Here is an 18,530-nt window from a genome sequence, read left to right on the forward strand (position 1 = left end):
TCAAGCGGCGCTCGATCAAATCTGGCCGCAAATACGCCAAGGTGCATCTAATCATATTGAACAAAGTGCATAGTTGTCCAACTTCAATTCCATTGCTTTCCTAATTCCATTCTAACAAGTTTATTTCTGCCATACCCTGTATTTAAGTAAAAATTACGTACATTTTCCTGCCTGTTTACTTTATTTTTACTTTAATCTTTTACGATGTAATTAAGCAAATAAACGGGAGGCTTATGTATGGATAATATGATTCAAACAAATCAATTAACAAAACGTTATACAGGTAAACCTGTCATTAACCAAGTAAGTATGAATATTAAAGAAGGCGAAATTTATGGCTTTCTCGGTCCAAACGGTGCTGGAAAAACGACGTTGATGAAAATGATATTGAATTTGGTAAAGCCGACATCAGGGGAAATTTTCATTCAAAATCAACCCATTATGACAAGTTCGTATAAATATTTAAAGGACATCGGCAGCCTCATTGAATATCCGATTTTTTACGAGGAACTAACCGCACAAGAAAATTTGCAAATGCACTGTGCTTATATGGGGTATAAAGACCAAAACCATATAAAGAAAGTGTTAGATATTGTAGGCTTACAGCAAATTGAAAAGAAGAAAGTAAAGGAATTTTCCCTTGGTATGCGTCAACGTCTGGCGATTGGGCGCGCCATTGTTGCTAAACCCAAAATTTTAATTTTAGATGAGCCCATTAATGGATTGGATCCCATCGGCATTAAAGAAGTGAGAGAGCTGCTTGTCATGCTAAAACAGCAATATGGAATGACCATTTTAATTTCGAGCCATATCGTCTCAGAAATCGAATCCATTGCAGATACGATTGGCGTATTAAATGAGGGAGAACTAATTGAGGAAATTTCGATGCATTCGCTGCGTGATAAACAGCAATCCATGATAGAAATGGTGGTTAGTGAAGCGAAAAAAGCGAAACAGTTGTTAGAGGAAAAATTCAACGCTAAAGTGCAGATCACGAATACTAGAACCCTGAATATTCAACAAATACACGAAAAGCCATCAACATTAACTAAGCATTTAATCATGCATGGTATAGATGTAGATGAGGTCGAAACTGTACACCAATCGTTAGAAGAATACTTTGTCAATCGTATTAATGGGAGGAAACAACATGCTTAAATTAATAAAATTAGAATGGCGCAAGCATCAAATGGGACGTTATATTACAAGCTTTTTCTCCTGTGTTATTGGCATCTATGGCTTTATGGCACTCATTTCATTAACTTCAAAAAATGATGTAGACGCAGCTATGGAGTCCTTTCAGGAATTTATGTCAGTAGTTAATATTTTATCGAATATTACATTTATTATTTTGGGCAGTGTTATTTTATCTCGCTTGATCATTTCAGAGTTTCGTACGAAAACGATGCAAGTATTGTTTACCTACCCTATAAAGCGTAAAAAACTTTTATTTGCTAAGTTAACGCTTGCTTACTTATTTACTGCAGGTAGTTTATTTGCCGGGGTTTGGCTTATGCAAATAATCACGTACTTTTTACAACCTTCACTCGGGTTCTTTGAAGGCACAGTATCCATGCAAGATTTAGTTGCGACATTTCCAAAAACATTGACTAATGCGTTAACGATGAGCGCAATTGCTTTAATTCCGTTATTTTTCGGTATGCGTAAAAAATCGACCGCGGCCACAATTACATCTGCCGTCATTATTGGCTTTTTGATTAACTCAACCGTTTCTGATGGCGGTGCAACATTTAGCTTAGCCAATGTTGTATTTATTCCACTCCTATTAGCATTGCTTGGCATTGGTATTGCCTATTTATCATTCCGCAACATTGATGTAAAGGATGTGGCTTAAATGATCCGCAAAATGTTATTTGTACTATTGCTTGGAATAATCACTGTAACCATTATTCTTTTTATGAAACAACCGGCGAAGACAATAACAATTGGTGAATACGAAGCGGTGCCCTATATCGATGTGACACTTGATGAGTTAAATATCGCTATTTCCAACTCACCTGATGATAAAATACATGTTCAAATGAAAGGGCATAAAGTAAGTGAAAATATGCTGCTCCTTAATGAAGAGAACAATCGATTCTTCATGAAGGAGCAGCAGCGCAAGAAAAAATGGAAAGAAAACATCCGTTTTCGACCAATGCCAACTATTATTATGCAATTACCCAAATCTGAAAATAAATCATTAATACTTAAAGGTGTAGATGGTGATTTCACAATCGAAGATTTAGCGTTGGACACGGTGCAAGTGGAAACGTCGGCAGGCATGGTTTATTTAAAAAAAATGTCCATTTCAAATGCTGAACTTCATACAAATGATGGAAATATGACAGTCGCCCAAAGCGCCCTAGACAGCTTAAGGATTGTTTCAAGTGCAGGTGATGTTGCTATAAAAGAAAGCACAGGATCAGTGCACATGATACAAACGGTTGATGGACAAATCAAAATGACAGGAACAACAGAACAGCCAAGTCTACATGTAAAAAGCGTTTCTGGTGATATCGGCATTCAATATAAAAAAGTACCAGCTTCACTTCAATTAACGACCACGGGGCCAGATATTGAAATTACTTTGCCAAAATATGATAAGAAAACCCGCATGATTGGTAATGGTGCAAATGTGCTTTCAGCCGAAACGAAAGATGGTGTTATTAGGATTAAATAGAAAAATAGAGTGACAACTCTATGAGAGTATTTGGATATCGAGGGAGCAATAAACTTTTGAGATCAATAGATTGCTCCCTTTCAGCTATTTGGGATTGGCGGTGGCCTTATTTCCGTAATTTAGGATAATAGCATATAATTGATTCTTTCTTTTTTTAATAATCAAAAAATACTTGCGTTTTTTAAAACATTGGGATAATATAATTTTTAACCGTAACATACTGAACGGTAGGTATGTTATGGAGAACTCAGTTTATTAACCGCTGAATAGCATGATTTCATTTATTTATCTTCAACATACTGACTATTTAGTATTCTCGAAGGGAAGGATATATTTGGATTTTTCTTTTTCGAAAAAAGTGGAAGGTTTACAAAAAGAATTGACGGGATTTATGGAAGAGTACATTTATCCAAATGAAAAAGTGTATCAAGATCAATTGGAAGCCCAAGATGATCGTTGGGGTTCTGTTCCGACGATCATTGAAGAGTTGAAAGAAAGGGCAAAACTTCAAGGATTATGGAATTTGTTTTTGCCGGATGAAAGATATGGAGCTGGTTTAACGAATCTGGAATATGCGCCTTTAGCCGAAATTATGGGACGTTCCATGATCGCACCTGAAGTTTTTAATTGTAATGCTCCCGATACTGGGAATATGGAAGTACTTGTTCAATATGGTTCTGAAGAGCAAAAAAAAGAGTGGCTTGAACCATTATTGGAAGGTGAAATTCGCTCGTGTTTTGCCATGACAGAGCCGAGTGTAGCTTCTAGCGATGCGACTAATATTCAGGCAACGATTGTGAGAGATGGCGATAACTATGTTATTAATGGTACAAAATGGTGGTCCTCTGGAGCTGGAGATCCCCGTTGTAAAGTGGCTATATTTATGGGGAAAAATGATCCAAGCGCTCCTCGCTATGAGCAACAGTCTATGATTCTTGTACCATTGGATACTCCAGGTGTAACGATCAAAAGGATGTTGCCTGTTTTTGGTTACGATGGGGCACCTCATGGTCATGCAGAAATTGAGTTTAACAATGTACGAGTTCCGGTTTCAAATATGATTTGGGGAGAGGGAAAAGGATTTGCGATTGCTCAAGGAAGATTGGGACCAGGCCGTATCCATCATTGTATGCGCTTAATCGGTTCCGCTGAACGAGCTCTTGAGCTCATGACGAAACGAACTTTGCAAAGAAGCACTTTTGGTGAGACATTAGCAAGGCATGGTGTGATTCAAGAATGGATAGCTGAATCAAGGATGGAAATTGAGCAGGCAAGATTATTGACACTTAAAGCAGCTTATATGATGGATACCGTCGGAAATAAAAAGGCTAAAACGGAAATTGCGATGATTAAAGTGGTAGCACCAAATATGGCGCAAAAAGTGGTTGATCGTGCGATTCAAGTATTTGGTGGAGCAGGAGTCAGTGAAGATTATCCACTTGCCCATTTGTTTGCCAATGCAAGGTCATTACGGATTGCTGACGGACCGGATGAGGTTCACAGGAGACAAATTGCAAGGTTAGAAATGAAGAAGTTTGTTTAATTTCATTCAGCATAAATCTCCCCCTTCAGTAAGTGGTGAGTTGAAAGCCTATTGGCATTCCATTTCAGTAGAGTTTCAAACCTGACTGAATGAAGTTAAAGCCTCCGGCGGATGTCACAGATTTTCAGCGGAAATTTATCGAGCTGTGCTCGATAAAATCTGGACGCAAATACGCCAAGGCGCATTTGATATAATCTAATCTTGATGAAGGAGCAAAGTCATGACAATACTGGATATGTTTAAATTATCGAATAAAACAGCCATTGTAACTGGAGGTGGAAGAGGATTAGGAGCTCATATTGCTGAAGCTTATGCTGAAGCTAGAGCGAATGTAGTGGTTTGTTCCAGAGACGTAGCTGCTTGTGAGGAAATGAGTCGTAAACTGAACACATATGGTGTTCAGTCATTAGCTATAGAATGTGACGTTACGAACCAGGAACACATCAAAAACGTCATCAATGCAACATTAGAAAATTTTGGTTCGATTGATATTCTGGTAAATAATAGTGGAGCATCATGGGCCGCACCTGTTGAAGAAATGCCTTATGAAGCCTGGACTAAAGTTATGGATGTGAATGTAACAGGAACCTTTTTAATGAGCCAAGCGGTCGGTAAAGTCATGATCGAACAAAACAAAGGAAAAATCATCAACATTGCATCCATAGCTGGGTTTGGTGGAACACCTGCTTTTATGCAAACGATTGGATATAACACGAGCAAGGGAGCTGTTATGACATTCACAAAAGATTTAGCAGTAAAATGGGGAAAATATAATATTAATGTAAACGCAATAGCACCGGGCTTTTTCCCGACCAAAATGTCTAAAGTACTGATTGAATATGGCAAAGAAACTATACTTAGCAATACTCCATTAAACAGACTCGGAAAAGATTCTGATTTAAAAGGAGCTGCAGTATTCTTAGCATCAAATGCCTCAGATTATATAACGGGTGATATATTGACTGTTGATGGTGGGGCGCATGCACTATAAGTGATGGAGAATGATAGATGTTTATGGTAAATTTAACATAAAAATATAATAGTGGTGAATTCAAAAATGAAGAAGAAAATGACAGAAAAAAGCATCGAACTTTTTGAGAAAAAAGGTTTTACCCAAACATCTATCCAAGATATAGTTGATGAGTTAGAAGTAACAAAAGGTACATTTTATTACTACTTTTCTAGTAAAGAACAATTACTAATGGCGATTCATCTTGAATATATAGATGATTTATTGGAACGACAAGAGAAAATTTTGAAAGCTGAAAGCAGCTCCAGTGTTGAAAAAATAAGGAATATTATAGCGTTATTAATTCATGATATTCAAGATAAAGGACCGAGCGGGCGCGTTTTTTTTAGAGAAATAAGGCATTTATCTGATGAGAATATCCGTATCATAAAGCAAAAGCGCAACCAAGTTAGATTAAATATTGAAAAGGTTATTAGAACTGGAATGGACAGTGGTGAATTACGACCAAATCTGAAACCGGATATCATTACTTTTGCCATTTTAAGCTTAACGAATTATAGCTATCAATGGTTTAAACCTGATGGTGAAATACTTTCAGATGAATTAGTTCAGATTTATGCAGATGTGATTTTTAATGGAATAATAGAAAAAAATGATTAGATTTTGAGAAATGTCTTTTTTTAAGTTTCACATACTGAATGGTTAGTATGAAATGGAAGCATTATAAAACGGCCGATTGTTTGCGTTCATTAAAGGAGTCAAAGTCACTAAAGAAAAATGGGGAGATGAAAATGGAACAAAATTATAAAGATACGATCCCAGTAAGAAAAGGCGAGGAATTATCAAAAGAAAAGCTTAAATGTTTTTTACAAAAGCAACTTTTGGACACTGCTAATCATGAGTTGGAAATTGAACAATTTGGGGCGGGCCATTCGAATTTAACTTATTTACTGAAGATGGGAGATTGGGAAGCTGTATTACGCAGGCCGCCTCATGGGCCAGTTGCGGCCAAAGCGCATGATATGAGAAGAGAATATACGTTTTTAGAAAATATTCATAGTGTGTATCATGCAGCACCAAAGCCCTTGATTTATTCGGACGATGAATCGATCGTTGGCAGCCCATTTTTTATTATGGAGAGAAGAAAAGGGATTGTACTTGATACCAAGTTTTCTGATCATATATCCTATCGTCCTGAACTGGGAAAGCAAATATCCAAATTGATGGTAAATAAATTAATAGAGTTACATCAAATAGACTATAAGCAAACTGGACTTATTCAGCTCGCAAAACCAGAAGGATTTCTGGAGCGGCAGGTAAATGGGTGGATTAAACGATATGAACGTTCAAAAACAGATGAAATTAAAGAAGTGGAAAAACTCATCCATTATTTATTAAAACATATACCTCATTCAACAGAATCGACTGTCATTCATTATGATTACAAATTAAACAATGCTATGTTTACGGAAGATTTTACACAGATGACAGGGTTATTTGACTGGGAAATGTCAACGATTGGCGATCCTTTGGCAGATGTTGCTGTTGCGATGAGTTATTGGATTCAAGACGACGATAATGATCTATTAAAATTTGGCTTAGGAAAACCTCCTGTTACCGTAATGGATGGATTTTTTACACGAGATCAATTTATTGAGGAATATGCCTCTAATAGTGGCCGTGATGTTTCGACAATCGATTATTATCTTACTTTTGCATACTTTAAATTGGCTGTAATTGGTCAGCAAATATATTATCGGTATAAAAATGGCCAGACAAATGACCAACGTTTTGCGAAATTGAATACTCTTGTTAAAAATATGATCCGTCAAGCATTACAAAGTGCAAATCAATATAACTAGAAGAGTGTGAATAAATGAATATCCACTTAATCATGAAAAAGGAAGATATCGACCCATCGAAAATCACTGATCAGCAAATTGTCGTTGTATTGGATGTTTTACTAGCAACTTCAACAATTGTAACTTGTTTATTCCACGGAGCTAAAGAAGTTTTTCCGGTAAAGGATAACAGGGAAGCTCTATTATTAGAGAAATCATTGGCTCATTTAAAGCCTCTGCTTGTAGGAGAAGTAGATGGGCAAACGATACAAGGATTTTTAGATCCAACTCCACTTTCTTTAAGCAAGAAAGTAAAGGATAAAAGTCTTATTTTAGCTACAACAAATGGGACTGTAGCCATTCGGAAAGTAACATTTGCCAAATATATTTTCATCGCATCTCTACTAAATGGTAATGCAGTAGCAGAATATATTCATAAAAAATTTGAAAACGATTACACGGTTGTTGTTGTTTGTTCCGGATCGGGGAGTCGTTTCAGTATGGAAGATTTCTATGGAGCCGGTTATTTTATTCATCGACTAGTCAATGCTAGTGATAAAAATGAAATGGAATTAACAGATAGCGCCTTAAATGCCAAACTATTTTATGAAAAGTTTGAGAATGAAAGTGAACAAATTCTATCTGCTACAAGGGTTGGGAAAATGCTTCTGGACTATGGATTAGCAAATGAAATTTCCTTTGTTAGCCAGCAGGGTAAAATTCCTATTGTACCTCAGTTAGTAGGCGACCGAATTATTGTATAAAACAAGAGGTGCTCCTGATCAGGGGCTAACATTATTAAAATTAACTTCATTCAGCAGAAGTCTCCCGCTTCTGTAAGTGGTGAGAGGAATGCCTATCGGTATTCCATTCAGTGGGGGTTCAACCCCCGGCTGAATAAGGTTAAAGCCTCCGGCGGATGCCAGAGATTTTCAGAGGAAATTTATCGAGCTTAAGCTCGATAAATTCTGGGCGCAAATACGCCAAGGCGCATTTGATAGTATTGGAGGGAATGAGATGTCTGAAAAGACAATTAATTGGAAACGCGTTTTTATTTTAGCTGGTGCGTTATGTGCATATTTAATAGGGTCAGCTACAGCCACTGGTCAGGAGTCGATGCAATTTTTTACAGCACACGGCTATATAGGTATTGCTTCAATCATTGTTACGTTACTTATATTTGGTTGGGCAGCTTCATCACTTATTGTGATAGGTAATGAAACAAAAAATCTTGAAGGAAATGTATATCAATATTTTCTTGGTAAATTTTTTGGCAAAGTGTTTGAATGGTTTGTTACCTTATTTCTCTTTGCCTTAACAGTTACTTTAATATCTGGATCAGGTACGATTTTTGCTGATTTTTATGGAGTGAATAAACTGGTTGGTGCAGGGGTAATGGTTGTGCTAATCTACATCACTGTTTTACTTAGCCTTCAGAAACTGGTCGATATTCTCAGTTTTATTGCACCAATCCTTATTATCTTTACAAGCATTATAAGTATTATCAGTATTTTCAATAATCTGGACAATCTTTTTGTAGCCGAACAATTAATGAATGAAGTAAAGGTAGTCAAAGCAGTAGACTCTTGGCTGCTTTCAGGGATATTGTATGCCGCTTTAGGTATCACTGTAGCAGCACCATTTCTGATTAAAATGGGTTCTACTGCACAAAGTCGCAGAGAGGCATTATTAGGCGGTCTATTGGGTGCATTGATTTACTCCATTACGATATCAATAATATCCTTTGCATTGCTTATTAATATTAAAGATATTTTTGATAAGGAAACTCCACTTGTCTATTTAGCAGAAGGCTTTCATCCGATATTTGGTTTGGTGTTTTCATTCATTTTATTGGCAGGAATCTATACGACTGGTGCTCCGATGTTTTGGTATGTTTGTAATAGTTTTGGCGCTGAAAGAACAACAAAATATAGAGTGATTTCTCTCGTTTTGATATTTATTGCCTTTTTAGGTGGTTTATTTTTACCTTTTGGAAAACTAGTTGGAACTATTTTTCCTTTAACAGGAGTTTTAGGATTAATTCTTTTAATCGTTATGGCGTATAAACAAATTAGGCTTAAAGTGAAGACTAAACAATTAGAGAAAAAAGCAATGTAAGGACGAGGAGGGGGTTTTAAAAATGAATATTGCTGAAATGGCTGTTAAAAATATCGAAAACTATGGTGAGTATCCTTTTATAACATATGAAGGTCAAAATTATACGAACTTGGAGCTGGAGGAAAAGTCCAATCAATTAGCAGCTTATTTAAGAGAACGGGGGCTTGAGGAAGATGATCGAGTGATTATTATGCTCCCGAACATGCCGGAAGTACTCATTAGCTATCAAGCAGCTTTAAAGAATGGCGCAGTTATTGTTCCCATTAACGATTCATTAAACAAAAATGAAGTTCAGTATGTTGTTACCCATTGTGAGCCGACTTTCATCATTACTAATTCAGAAAATGAATATAAAATTCCTAAGAATTCTACTGGAACAGCACCAAATACTATTGTAATAGATTCAGATAATATAAAACACGTTTTTAAACAAAAGGATTTTGCAGCAATAGATATTGTTTATAAACATAAAGATGATGTTGCTGCAATTATCTATACATCGGGAACGACAGGAACTCCAAAAGGTGCGATGATTACGCATGGAAATATACATTCTGTTTATTTGGAATTACAGGCTTTAGAATTGCTCGGGAAGGATCATAAGACTTTAGTAGAATTAGGATTCTCAATGTTAGTTGTCTTACCTATCTCACATATTTACGGATTAACTGTAACGATGATGTCGTATTTAGTTGGCGCTCGTATCGTGTTAATGCCTCGTTTTGATATAGAAGAAATTTTCCAGCATATTGAAGGAGAAAAAATCCGCTTGTTTTCTGGTGTCCCAACTATTTTTTATCGAATGGCGCAATATGGTCAATTGAAACAAGTTGATGTTTCTTCTGTTAAGTATTGGATTTCTGGTGCAGCACCGTTATCCGAAGAAATTCGTAAGTTTTTTGAGAGTCAATTTAAGACAAGAATGATAGAAGGCTATGGGTTAACGGAATCAACTTCAAGCTTTGCTTTGCAAAGATTACATTCAATTAAAGATAATTCGGTCGGGAAGCCTTTTCCGGAAAGTGAAGTTGCTGTTTTTGATGAAAATCGTCGGCAGTTAGCAAAGGGAAGTGTAGGGGAATTAGCCATTAAAGGGCCGAATGTGATGAAAGGTTACTATAAAATGGCTGAGGAAACTGATCGTGTCCTTCGAGATGGCTGGCTTATGACTGGAGACGTCGGATATATGGATGAAGACGATGATATCTTTATCGTAGACAGGAAAAAGGATATGATCATCCGGGGTGGATTTAATGTATATCCTGTTGAGGTTGAAAAAGTGCTTAATCAACATCCAAGTGTGTTAGAGGCAGGTGTAGTTGGTGTTAAAAATAAAGATATGGGTGAAAAAGTTAAAGCATTTGTCGCAATACAACCTGGTAAAGTGGTCACAGAAGAAGAACTCTTGAATTATTGTAAGACTAAATTAGCTACATATAAAGTGCCCGAAGAGGTAGCCTTTCTATCTGAATTACCAGTGAATGAGCTTGGAAAAGTTGTACGAAAAGAATTGAGAAAATTATAAAAAAATGCTTGGGCGTATTTATCCCCAGATTTTATCGAGCTAAGTCTGTAGTATCCGCGGAGGCTTTAACTTTATTCAGATGGGGTTTGAACCCATCACACATACAGAAACTTCTGCTTAATTGAAGGAAGTCATACTTAAATTAGATCAGGGAGAGGGTGTAAATAAATGAAAGTCGTTGTTTTGGGTAGTGCTGCCAATATGGCACAGCCAGCAATCAATTATTTAGTGCAACAAGAAACAGTTAAAGAAATCGTATTAACAGATATAAATGAAAAACGTCTTCAACAGATTGTTGAACAACTCGGTTCTAAAGCCTCAGCAAAGAAATTAGACATTCATAATCATGAAGAACTCGCATCAATTATGACTCATGCTGATTTAGTAATGAACTTTGTCGGACCCTATTATCGATATAAAACAACAGTGTTAGAAGCAGCAATCAATAGTGAAGTAAATTATATCGACTTATGTGATGACTATGATGTCACAATCGAAGCGTTAAAATTAGATAAATTAGCAAAAGAAAAAGGTATAACAGCAATCACTGGAATGGGTGCTTCTCCTGGAATCACAAATGTATTAGCTCGTTTAGGTGCTGACGCCCTTGACCGAACAGATGAAATTAATACATATTGGGTTGTCGGTGATGCTGAGCCAAGTGGATTTGGAGCCTTAATTCATATGTTCCATATAATGGAAGGAAAGGTACCCACTTTTTTAGACGGAGAGGAAAGGTGGATACGCGCGTTTCAGCGAGATATGGCAGAGAAAATTGATTTTGGAGAGCCAGTAGGAGAGGTAACACTATATCATGTAGGTCATCCAGAACCAGTTACCCTATCTAAATTTATTCCAAATGTTAAAAAGGTGACTAACCTGGGGGCATTATTACCTGAGTTCCAAAACCCGATGTTTAAAACATTAGTTGATTTAGGACTTACAAGTGAAGTGCCAATCATGTTTAAAGAGGAGCCAATTGTTCCATTGGAGTTTTTACTTAGTTTATTTCAGCATAAACAAGCAAAAGCGAAACAACGTTCTGGGGAAAAGAAGAGATCAGTCAGTGCAGCAAGGGTTGAAGTGATCGGTGAAAAAGATGGAAAGAAGGCAAGCTATACTTTTACCAAATCAGCATATGACCGGATGGATCAGGGCACATCAGTTCCAGCAGGTGTTGTCGCGGCACAGTTATTAAATAAAGAGATTACTATACAAGGGGTAGTTGCTCCAGAATGTTTAGCGCCCAAACAAATCATGGCCCGCTTACGGGAGGTTGGATATTTTGAAGGAGAAAAAGGTTTTCAAGTAAAACGAACCATGGAGGATGATACGGTAACAAGTTCAATTATAGACGATGAAACATTTCCAGAATTATGGTAAGAGAGGCTGACAATGGTAATGGGAGGTAATGAAGGATGAGCAAGATTGTCGTATTAGGAGGAGCAGGCGGGATGGGATCAATGGCGATAAAAGATCTCGTCTTAAATAAGCGTTTCTCGGAAATCGTGATTGCGGATGTAAATTTAGAAGCGGCGAATCAGATTGCTCAAGAAATAAACAGTGATCTCGTTTCAACTGCATCAGTGGATGTAACAGATCGAAAGAAGTTAATACAATTGTTAGCGGATACATCAATTGTAATTAACTTTGTAGGTCCATTTTATCGATATGCACCAATGATTATCGAAGCTTGTATGGAGGCGAAAACAAATTATGTAGATATTTGTGATGATTATGATGCGGCAGAAGAGATTTTAAAAATGGACAAACGTGTAAAAGATGCGGGAATTACTGTATTAACAGGAATGGGGACTTCCCCTGGGATTACTAATATTTTAGTGAAAATGGGCATGGAGGAATTAGATGAAACGGAAGAAGTAGAAACGATTTGGGTGATGGGAGAATCAGAGACAGGATCAGCTATTTTGTACCATGTATTTCATGGAGGAACAGGTCTCGTACCAGGCTATTCAGAAGGAAAACAAACCATGATAAAACCATTTCAAGAAGAAGGTTCATTGATTGTGGAATTTCCAGAACCATTAGGGAAAGTAAAAGTGTATGACGTTGGCCACCCTGAGCCAATTACCATTCCGCACTTTTATCCACAAGTAAAAAAAGTCACGAATAAAGGCGCGCTGTTACCAGAAAAGATCGTGGATAATTTTAAAAAATTATTCGATTTAGGCTTTGGTTCAACAATACCTATAAATGTAAACGGGACAGATATTGCACCAAGAGATTTTGCCGTTCGTTTTTTACAGGAACATCCTGAATTGCTTGCAGTAGCTGAATCTAATGGACTTGGTGGATTAAAAGTAATAGTTAAGGGAAAAAAAGAGGGGAAAGATTTAGGGTTTATTTACACAACTGTTAGTTCTGAACCGACAGCGGTTTCCGTAGCCATTCCAGCAGTAGTAGGGGCAGAGCTCATTACGGATAGGAAGGTAGATTCAACTGGAGTAATTGCTCCAGAGGTATTAAACCCTAAGGATGTATTTAACTATTTAGGAAGCCGTAAGAGCGTCAATGAAGCATCTGTAAGCTCTGGATTAATCATTGATATGATCTTAGATGATGGTTCCATACAATCTATTAAAAAAGGAAGAACTTTAACAGGATTAACTAAAGTTTAATGGAAACAGTTAGTTATTCTTTAACTTCATTCAGCAGAAGCCTCCCATTTTCTGTAATGGTGAGGCAAACCTGGCTGAATAAGGTTAAAGCCTTCGACGCATGCCACAGATTTTCAAAGGAAATTCATCGAGAGGAGCTTGATAAAATCTGGGAGCAAATACGGGAAGGCGCATTTGGTTAAAAAAGGTGGAATATTCAAAAAGGGTGGGAGTAATGAAAAAAGATATAGACGAGCTATTGAGAAGAAAAGAAAATGCCAAATTAGGAGGCGGAGAAGATAAAATAAAACGATTACATGATGCGGGTTACTATACAGCAAGAGAACGAATTGAGAAATTGGTCGATAAAGGTACATTTCTAGAGTTCGGTATGCTTGCTCATTCTGATCAGGTTGGTAGTGAAGACAAAAGTGCCGGTGATGGTATTATTACAGGTCTTGCTAAAGTAGATGGTCGCCCAGCTGTAGTACAAGCAATTGATAAAACAGTATTTGCAGGAACAACTGGCATGATACATGCTCGAAAAACTAAATCGATTCATGCATATGCACTTAAACGAGGTCTACCAATGTTCAATTTAACCGAAGGCGGAGGTTTACGAATGCCGGATGGTATGGGGTCAGATGGCATAAGTCAAAGCTTATTTCCTGAAGAATTGTTGTTACATAGGCGGCAAGTACCAATGATGACAGCAGTTTTAGGTGATAGTTTTGGCGATCCAGCCTGGGTAGCAGTAACCTCTGATTTTGTTTCTCAACGTAAAGGTACGACGATGGCTGTAGCAGGTCCTCGTATTTTAGAGATGGCCACAGGTGAGAAAGTAAGTGATGATGAGTTAGGTGGCTGGAAACTGCATGCTCATATTACGGGACAATCTGATCATTTTTCAGAGAGTGAGGAGGAGAGTATAGAAGAATTAAAACGTTTCTTTTCCTATATGCCCCTTAATGCTGGCGAAGAACCATTGTTTAAACAATCAAATGATGATCCTTACAGAAGACTTGATGAAGTAATTGACTTTGTACCATCCAGAAGAGCACAAGTATACGATATGAAAAAAGTGATTCAATCTATTGTCGATGATGGGAATTTTTTTGAACTAAAATCTATATATGGTCCAGCACTTCTAACAGTATTAGCGAGAATTAATGGACGAGTTGTAGGAATTATCGCCAATCAACCATTGAAATATGCAGGATCAGCAGGCCCACATGAAGCTGACAAAGCTACTGAATTTATTTGTCTCTGTGACTCTTATCATATCCCCATGATTTTTTTACATGACACTCCTGGATTCCGCGTATCACGAGATGCTGAGAAATATAAAATGCCTACGAAGATACTACTTTGGAATCAAGCGCTTGCCCAATCAACTGTACCTAAAATTTCGGTCGTTATAAGAAAAAGTATTGGTGCAGCTTTTGCCAATATGTGCGGTCCTACAATGGGAGCTGACTTTGTTGTGGCTTGGCCGGGCGCTGAAATTAACTTTACAGGGCCAGAAGTTGGAGTAAATGTAGTATATGGCCGCAAATTGCAACAGTCTGAAGACCCTGAAAAAGAACGATTAGAATTGTTAAAAACATGGGAATTCGATAGCTCGCCCTATAAAGCAGCAGCGAAATATTTGTTAGAAGATATTATTGATCCGAGGGATACGAGGAAGTTTTTAGCCCAAACGTTAGAGTATGCCTGTGTTAATAACGGATCAAAAAGTAAGCGGCAGCTAGCTAATTGGCCAACGCAGTTTTAACTTCATTCAGCAGGGGGCAAAGCCCGGCTGAATGTTGCGGATGCCACAGATTTTTCAGAGGAAATTTATCGAGCGGAGCTCGGTAAAATCTGGGCGCATTTGATCGTTAAAAATTTGTTAAAGGGAGGGAATTACATTGCAAAATTTAGAGGAAAAAAGTTGGCCAAGTTATTTGCCCAAACAATTGGACTATAGACTTGGAGAAAAACCATTACATGAGTATTTAAAATACAATGCAGAAAAATATCCCCGTTCTGTACCTTATAACTATTATGGTAATAAAATAACTTGGGCGATGTTAAATGATTATACGAATCGACTAGCGCAATTTTTGAAAGAAAATCATATTAAAAAAGGTGATCGCGTCGCTTTATATATGCAAAATTGTCCTCAATATATCATTGGCTATTTCGGGATTCAAACAATTGGCGCTATCGTCGTTCCCTTAAACCCAATGTATAAAGAAGCAGAATTAGATTACTTCATTAACGAAGTTGATATAAAAGCAGTTATTTCAACGGAAGACTTATTTCCACGTTTATATGCAATTAAGGATAAAACACCAACAGTTGAATTTATCATTACTACAAGGTACCTTGACTTTTTGCCAGAAGAAATTGAATTACCTATTCCAGATGAATTAATGATAGAAAATCAAAAGATTGATAGTACCTATGATTTGGTAACAATAATGGAACAAATTTCTCCTTTAACAGAAATAGAGGAAATCGACATATGGAACGATGTTTGTCTAATGTCATTTACTTCTGGTACGACAGGAAGACCAAAGGCAGCTATGCTAACATATGGAAATGCATTATTTAAAGCGGCGGCGACTACAAATGTATTTGGATTTACTAAAGATGATAAAACAATTATTATTCCCCCGCTTTGTCATATTGGCGGTAAGATATTGGGAGTTAATATTCCTGTTTACAGCTGTTGTGAAAGCGTTTTAATAACGCGCTTTGATCCAGAGGCAACCATTCAGGCAATCGAAAAACATAAAATTAATCTACTTTATACATTACCGCCAATGAATGTAGCGATACTAGATTATCCAAATATAGAAGAAAGAGATTTATCCTCTCTTAAGATTAATTTTGCTACAAGTTTTGGCATTCCAGTCAGCAAAGAGCTTGCCCAAAAATGGAGAACTTTAACAAATGGATGTTTATTATATGAAGCTACATATGGATTGAGTGAGACACACGACGCTGATACGTTTATGCCTAGAGATAATATTAAATTTGGGAGTGTCGGTATTCCCACTTACGAAACGGAAATGAGAATTATTGACATAGATACTGGAGAAGAGCTAGCAGCTGGGAAACAAGGGGAAATTGTAATAAAAAGTCCAGGAGTTTTTAAGGGGTATTACAAGCGCCCTGAAGATACTTATGAAGTATTAAAGAATGATTGGTTACACACTGGGGATATAGGTTCATTTGATGAAGATGGTTATTTATTTTTACATGGACGTGTAAAAGAAATGATAAAAAGTTCTGGTTATAGTGTTTTTCCTGAAGATGTAGAAGCATTGCTTGATCGGCATGAGGCAATTTTACAAGTAGCTGTTGTTGGCGTTCCAGATGAAAAAAGAGGGCAAAGTGTAAAAGCATTTGTTGTATTAAGACAAGAGTATAAAGGGAAAATGACGGAAGAGGATATCATTGATTGGGCTAAAAACAATATGTCGGCTTACAAATATCCGCGTTATGTAGAATTTAGAGATCATTTACCTGAAGCTATTTCAGGAAAAATACTGCGAAAATATTTGCAAGAGGGAGAAGAAAAGTAGCGCTTATAGAAAATATATACATTCTTATAAACTTTTATAAGGGAGGAGTACGATATGTCTTGGCAGCCAGAAATTGATGAATTACGTAAAAGGGAAAAGTTAGCTTATCAAATGGGCGGAAAAGAAAACGTTAATAAGCATAAATCTAGGGGAAAGATGACTGTAAGGGAAAGAATTCACAGCCTTCTAGATAAAGACACTTTCCATGAGACTGGAGCAATTGCTGGAAATGCAGATTTTGATCATGCTGGAGACCTAAGAGATTTTCAACCAACAAATGTAATTATTGGACGGGGAAAAATCGATAATAGAAAAATAGTTATAAGTGCGGATGATTTTACAGTAAGAGGTGGTGCAGGTGATTTAGAAAGTATGGAAAAGCAGGTGTACGGTGAACTGATGGCACACGAGCTTAGACTTCCTATGGTTCGACTTGTTGACGGAACTGGCGGTGGTGGAAGTGTCACCTCAATGGATGAATTAGGATATGCTTACGTACCTGTTAATCCTGCTTGGGATCATGTTGTAAATAATATGGGGAGAGTGCCTGTTGTTTCAGCTTGTTTAGGATCTGTGGCAGGATTAGGAGCAGCCCGTGTAGTCGCCTCACATTTTTCAGTTATGGTGGAAGAGATTTCTCAATTGTTTATTGCGGGACCATTAATTGTGAAGCATGGTATCGGACAAGATTTAACAAAAGAAGAATTAGGTGGTGTTCAAGTGCATCGTTCAAGTGGAGCGATTGATAACGTAGTAAAAACGGAAAAAGAAGCTTTTGAACATATTAAAAGGTTTTTATCCTTTCTTCCGAGTAATGTGTGGAAGTTACCTCCAATAATGGAATCAACTGATTCTCCAGATAGGAAAGAAGGAGAACTGATTTCAATTATCCCAAAGAATCGAAGACAGCCTTATAAAATTAGAAGAATTTTAGAGATGGTATTTGATAAAGAATCCATCTTTGAGATCGGGAGTCATCATGGTGGGGACACAGTTACAGGATTTGCAAGATTAAATGGACATTCAGTCGGTTTCTTAGCGAATGATCCGATAGTTGGAGGTGGCGGTCTATCTGTAAAGGCATGTAATAAAATAGAGCGTTTTGTAGATTTGTGTCAAACTTTCCATCTGCCAATCATTAATTTTGTGGATCAACCTGGCTTAACTATCGGACTAGCTGCTGAGAAACAAGGATTAATAAGACATGGAGTTCGAGCTATATCAGCTATTTATCAAGCAACAGTTCCAATGATTGAAATCATTCTCAGAAGAGTATATGGAGTTGGAGGAGCAGGAATGATAAATGGTCATGGCCTTCATCTTCGGTATGCGTGGCCTTCAGGAGATTGGGGTTCATTACCAATTGAAGGCGGTTTGCAAGTTGCTTATAGGCGTACATTGGAAGAAAGTGATAATCCACAAGAATTACTTGAGAAATTAGCGAGTCAATTCGAAAGTTTTCGATCTCCTCTACGTACTGCTGCTGCATTTGGAATAGAGGAAATTATTGATCCGAGAGATACGCGGCCGCTTTTGTGTGATTGGATTGTAGATGCATATGAATTGCTACCAGAATTATTAGGTCCTTCGAGACATACAATGCGACCCTGAATTGACGTAATATTCAAACCTTCCTTGTACTCCTCTTCGTTCAGAT

General features: G+C 37.2%; 15 protein-coding genes. All 15 read left to right on the plus strand.

All coding sequences use genetic code 11. The annotated features are described in order from the left end of the window. Positions 1-237 precede the first annotated feature (237 nt). The 15 genes from H9631_RS06860 to H9631_RS06930 all read left to right on the plus strand — a co-directional run bounded on the left by H9631_RS06860 (position 238) and on the right by H9631_RS06930 (position 18,484). Positions 238-1,158, plus strand: a complete 921-nt coding sequence (locus H9631_RS06860) for an ABC transporter ATP-binding protein (RefSeq protein ID WP_191811254.1) — start codon at positions 238-240, stop codon at positions 1,156-1,158. Then, on the plus strand, positions 1,151-1,855 hold the full coding sequence (locus H9631_RS06865; RefSeq protein ID WP_191811256.1) for an ABC transporter permease: 705 nt from the start codon (positions 1,151-1,153) through the stop codon (positions 1,853-1,855). The genes H9631_RS06860 and H9631_RS06865 overlap by 8 nt, the downstream gene beginning before the upstream one ends. After that, positions 1,856-2,683, plus strand: a complete 828-nt coding sequence (locus H9631_RS06870; RefSeq protein WP_191811258.1) for a DUF4097 family beta strand repeat-containing protein — start codon at positions 1,856-1,858, stop codon at positions 2,681-2,683. 334 nt (positions 2,684-3,017) lie between these two features. Then, the gene (locus H9631_RS06875; RefSeq protein WP_191811260.1) at positions 3,018-4,226 is read left to right on the plus strand and encodes an acyl-CoA dehydrogenase; all 1,209 of its coding nucleotides are present in this window, start codon (positions 3,018-3,020) and stop codon (positions 4,224-4,226) included. 220 nt (positions 4,227-4,446) lie between these two features. Beyond that, a complete protein-coding gene (locus H9631_RS06880) occupies positions 4,447-5,217 on the plus strand; it encodes an SDR family oxidoreductase (protein ID WP_191811262.1) in 771 nt (256 codons plus the stop codon). A 66-nt stretch (positions 5,218-5,283) separates the two neighbouring features. Further along, positions 5,284-5,856 (plus strand): TetR/AcrR family transcriptional regulator, encoded by a 573-nt coding sequence (locus H9631_RS06885; RefSeq protein ID WP_191811264.1) that lies wholly within the window; start codon positions 5,284-5,286, stop codon positions 5,854-5,856. Between the two features lie 131 nt (positions 5,857-5,987). Beyond that, positions 5,988-7,058, plus strand: a complete 1,071-nt coding sequence (locus H9631_RS06890) for a phosphotransferase family protein (RefSeq protein ID WP_225220906.1) — start codon at positions 5,988-5,990, stop codon at positions 7,056-7,058. Positions 7,059-7,072: 14 nt separating this feature from the next. Then, positions 7,073-7,801: a 2-phosphosulfolactate phosphatase gene (locus tag H9631_RS06895; protein ID WP_191811266.1), complete on the plus strand. Its 729-nt coding sequence runs from the start codon at positions 7,073-7,075 to the stop codon at positions 7,799-7,801. 253 nt (positions 7,802-8,054) lie between these two features. Next, positions 8,055-9,155: a YkvI family membrane protein gene (locus tag H9631_RS06900; protein ID WP_191811268.1), complete on the plus strand. Its 1,101-nt coding sequence runs from the start codon at positions 8,055-8,057 to the stop codon at positions 9,153-9,155. A 22-nt stretch (positions 9,156-9,177) separates the two neighbouring features. Next, on the plus strand, positions 9,178-10,680 hold the full coding sequence (locus H9631_RS06905) for a class I adenylate-forming enzyme family protein (protein ID WP_191811270.1): 1,503 nt from the start codon (positions 9,178-9,180) through the stop codon (positions 10,678-10,680). A 168-nt stretch (positions 10,681-10,848) separates the two neighbouring features. Then, positions 10,849-12,063 (plus strand): saccharopine dehydrogenase NADP-binding domain-containing protein, encoded by a 1,215-nt coding sequence (locus tag H9631_RS06910; protein ID WP_191811272.1) that lies wholly within the window; start codon positions 10,849-10,851, stop codon positions 12,061-12,063. 35 nt (positions 12,064-12,098) lie between these two features. Beyond that, entirely contained in the window at positions 12,099-13,319 is a 1,221-nt protein-coding gene (locus tag H9631_RS06915; protein WP_191811273.1) for a saccharopine dehydrogenase family protein, read from the plus strand. A 214-nt stretch (positions 13,320-13,533) separates the two neighbouring features. Further along, the gene (locus tag H9631_RS06920; protein WP_225220907.1) at positions 13,534-15,072 is read left to right on the plus strand and encodes an acyl-CoA carboxylase subunit beta; all 1,539 of its coding nucleotides are present in this window, start codon (positions 13,534-13,536) and stop codon (positions 15,070-15,072) included. Positions 15,073-15,208: 136 nt separating this feature from the next. Further along, positions 15,209-16,873 carry an AMP-binding protein gene (locus tag H9631_RS06925; RefSeq protein WP_191811277.1) on the plus strand — a complete coding sequence of 555 codons (1,665 nt, stop codon included), beginning with the start codon at positions 15,209-15,211 and terminating at the stop codon, positions 16,871-16,873. A gap of 54 nt (positions 16,874-16,927) precedes the next feature. Further along, a complete protein-coding gene (locus tag H9631_RS06930) occupies positions 16,928-18,484 on the plus strand; it encodes an acyl-CoA carboxylase subunit beta (RefSeq protein WP_191811279.1) in 1,557 nt (518 codons plus the stop codon). Positions 18,485-18,530 lie beyond the last annotated feature (46 nt).

This window comes from Bacillus norwichensis, from assembly GCF_014836955.1.
Classification (GTDB): domain Bacteria; phylum Bacillota; class Bacilli; order Bacillales; family Bacillaceae_C; genus Siminovitchia; species Siminovitchia norwichensis.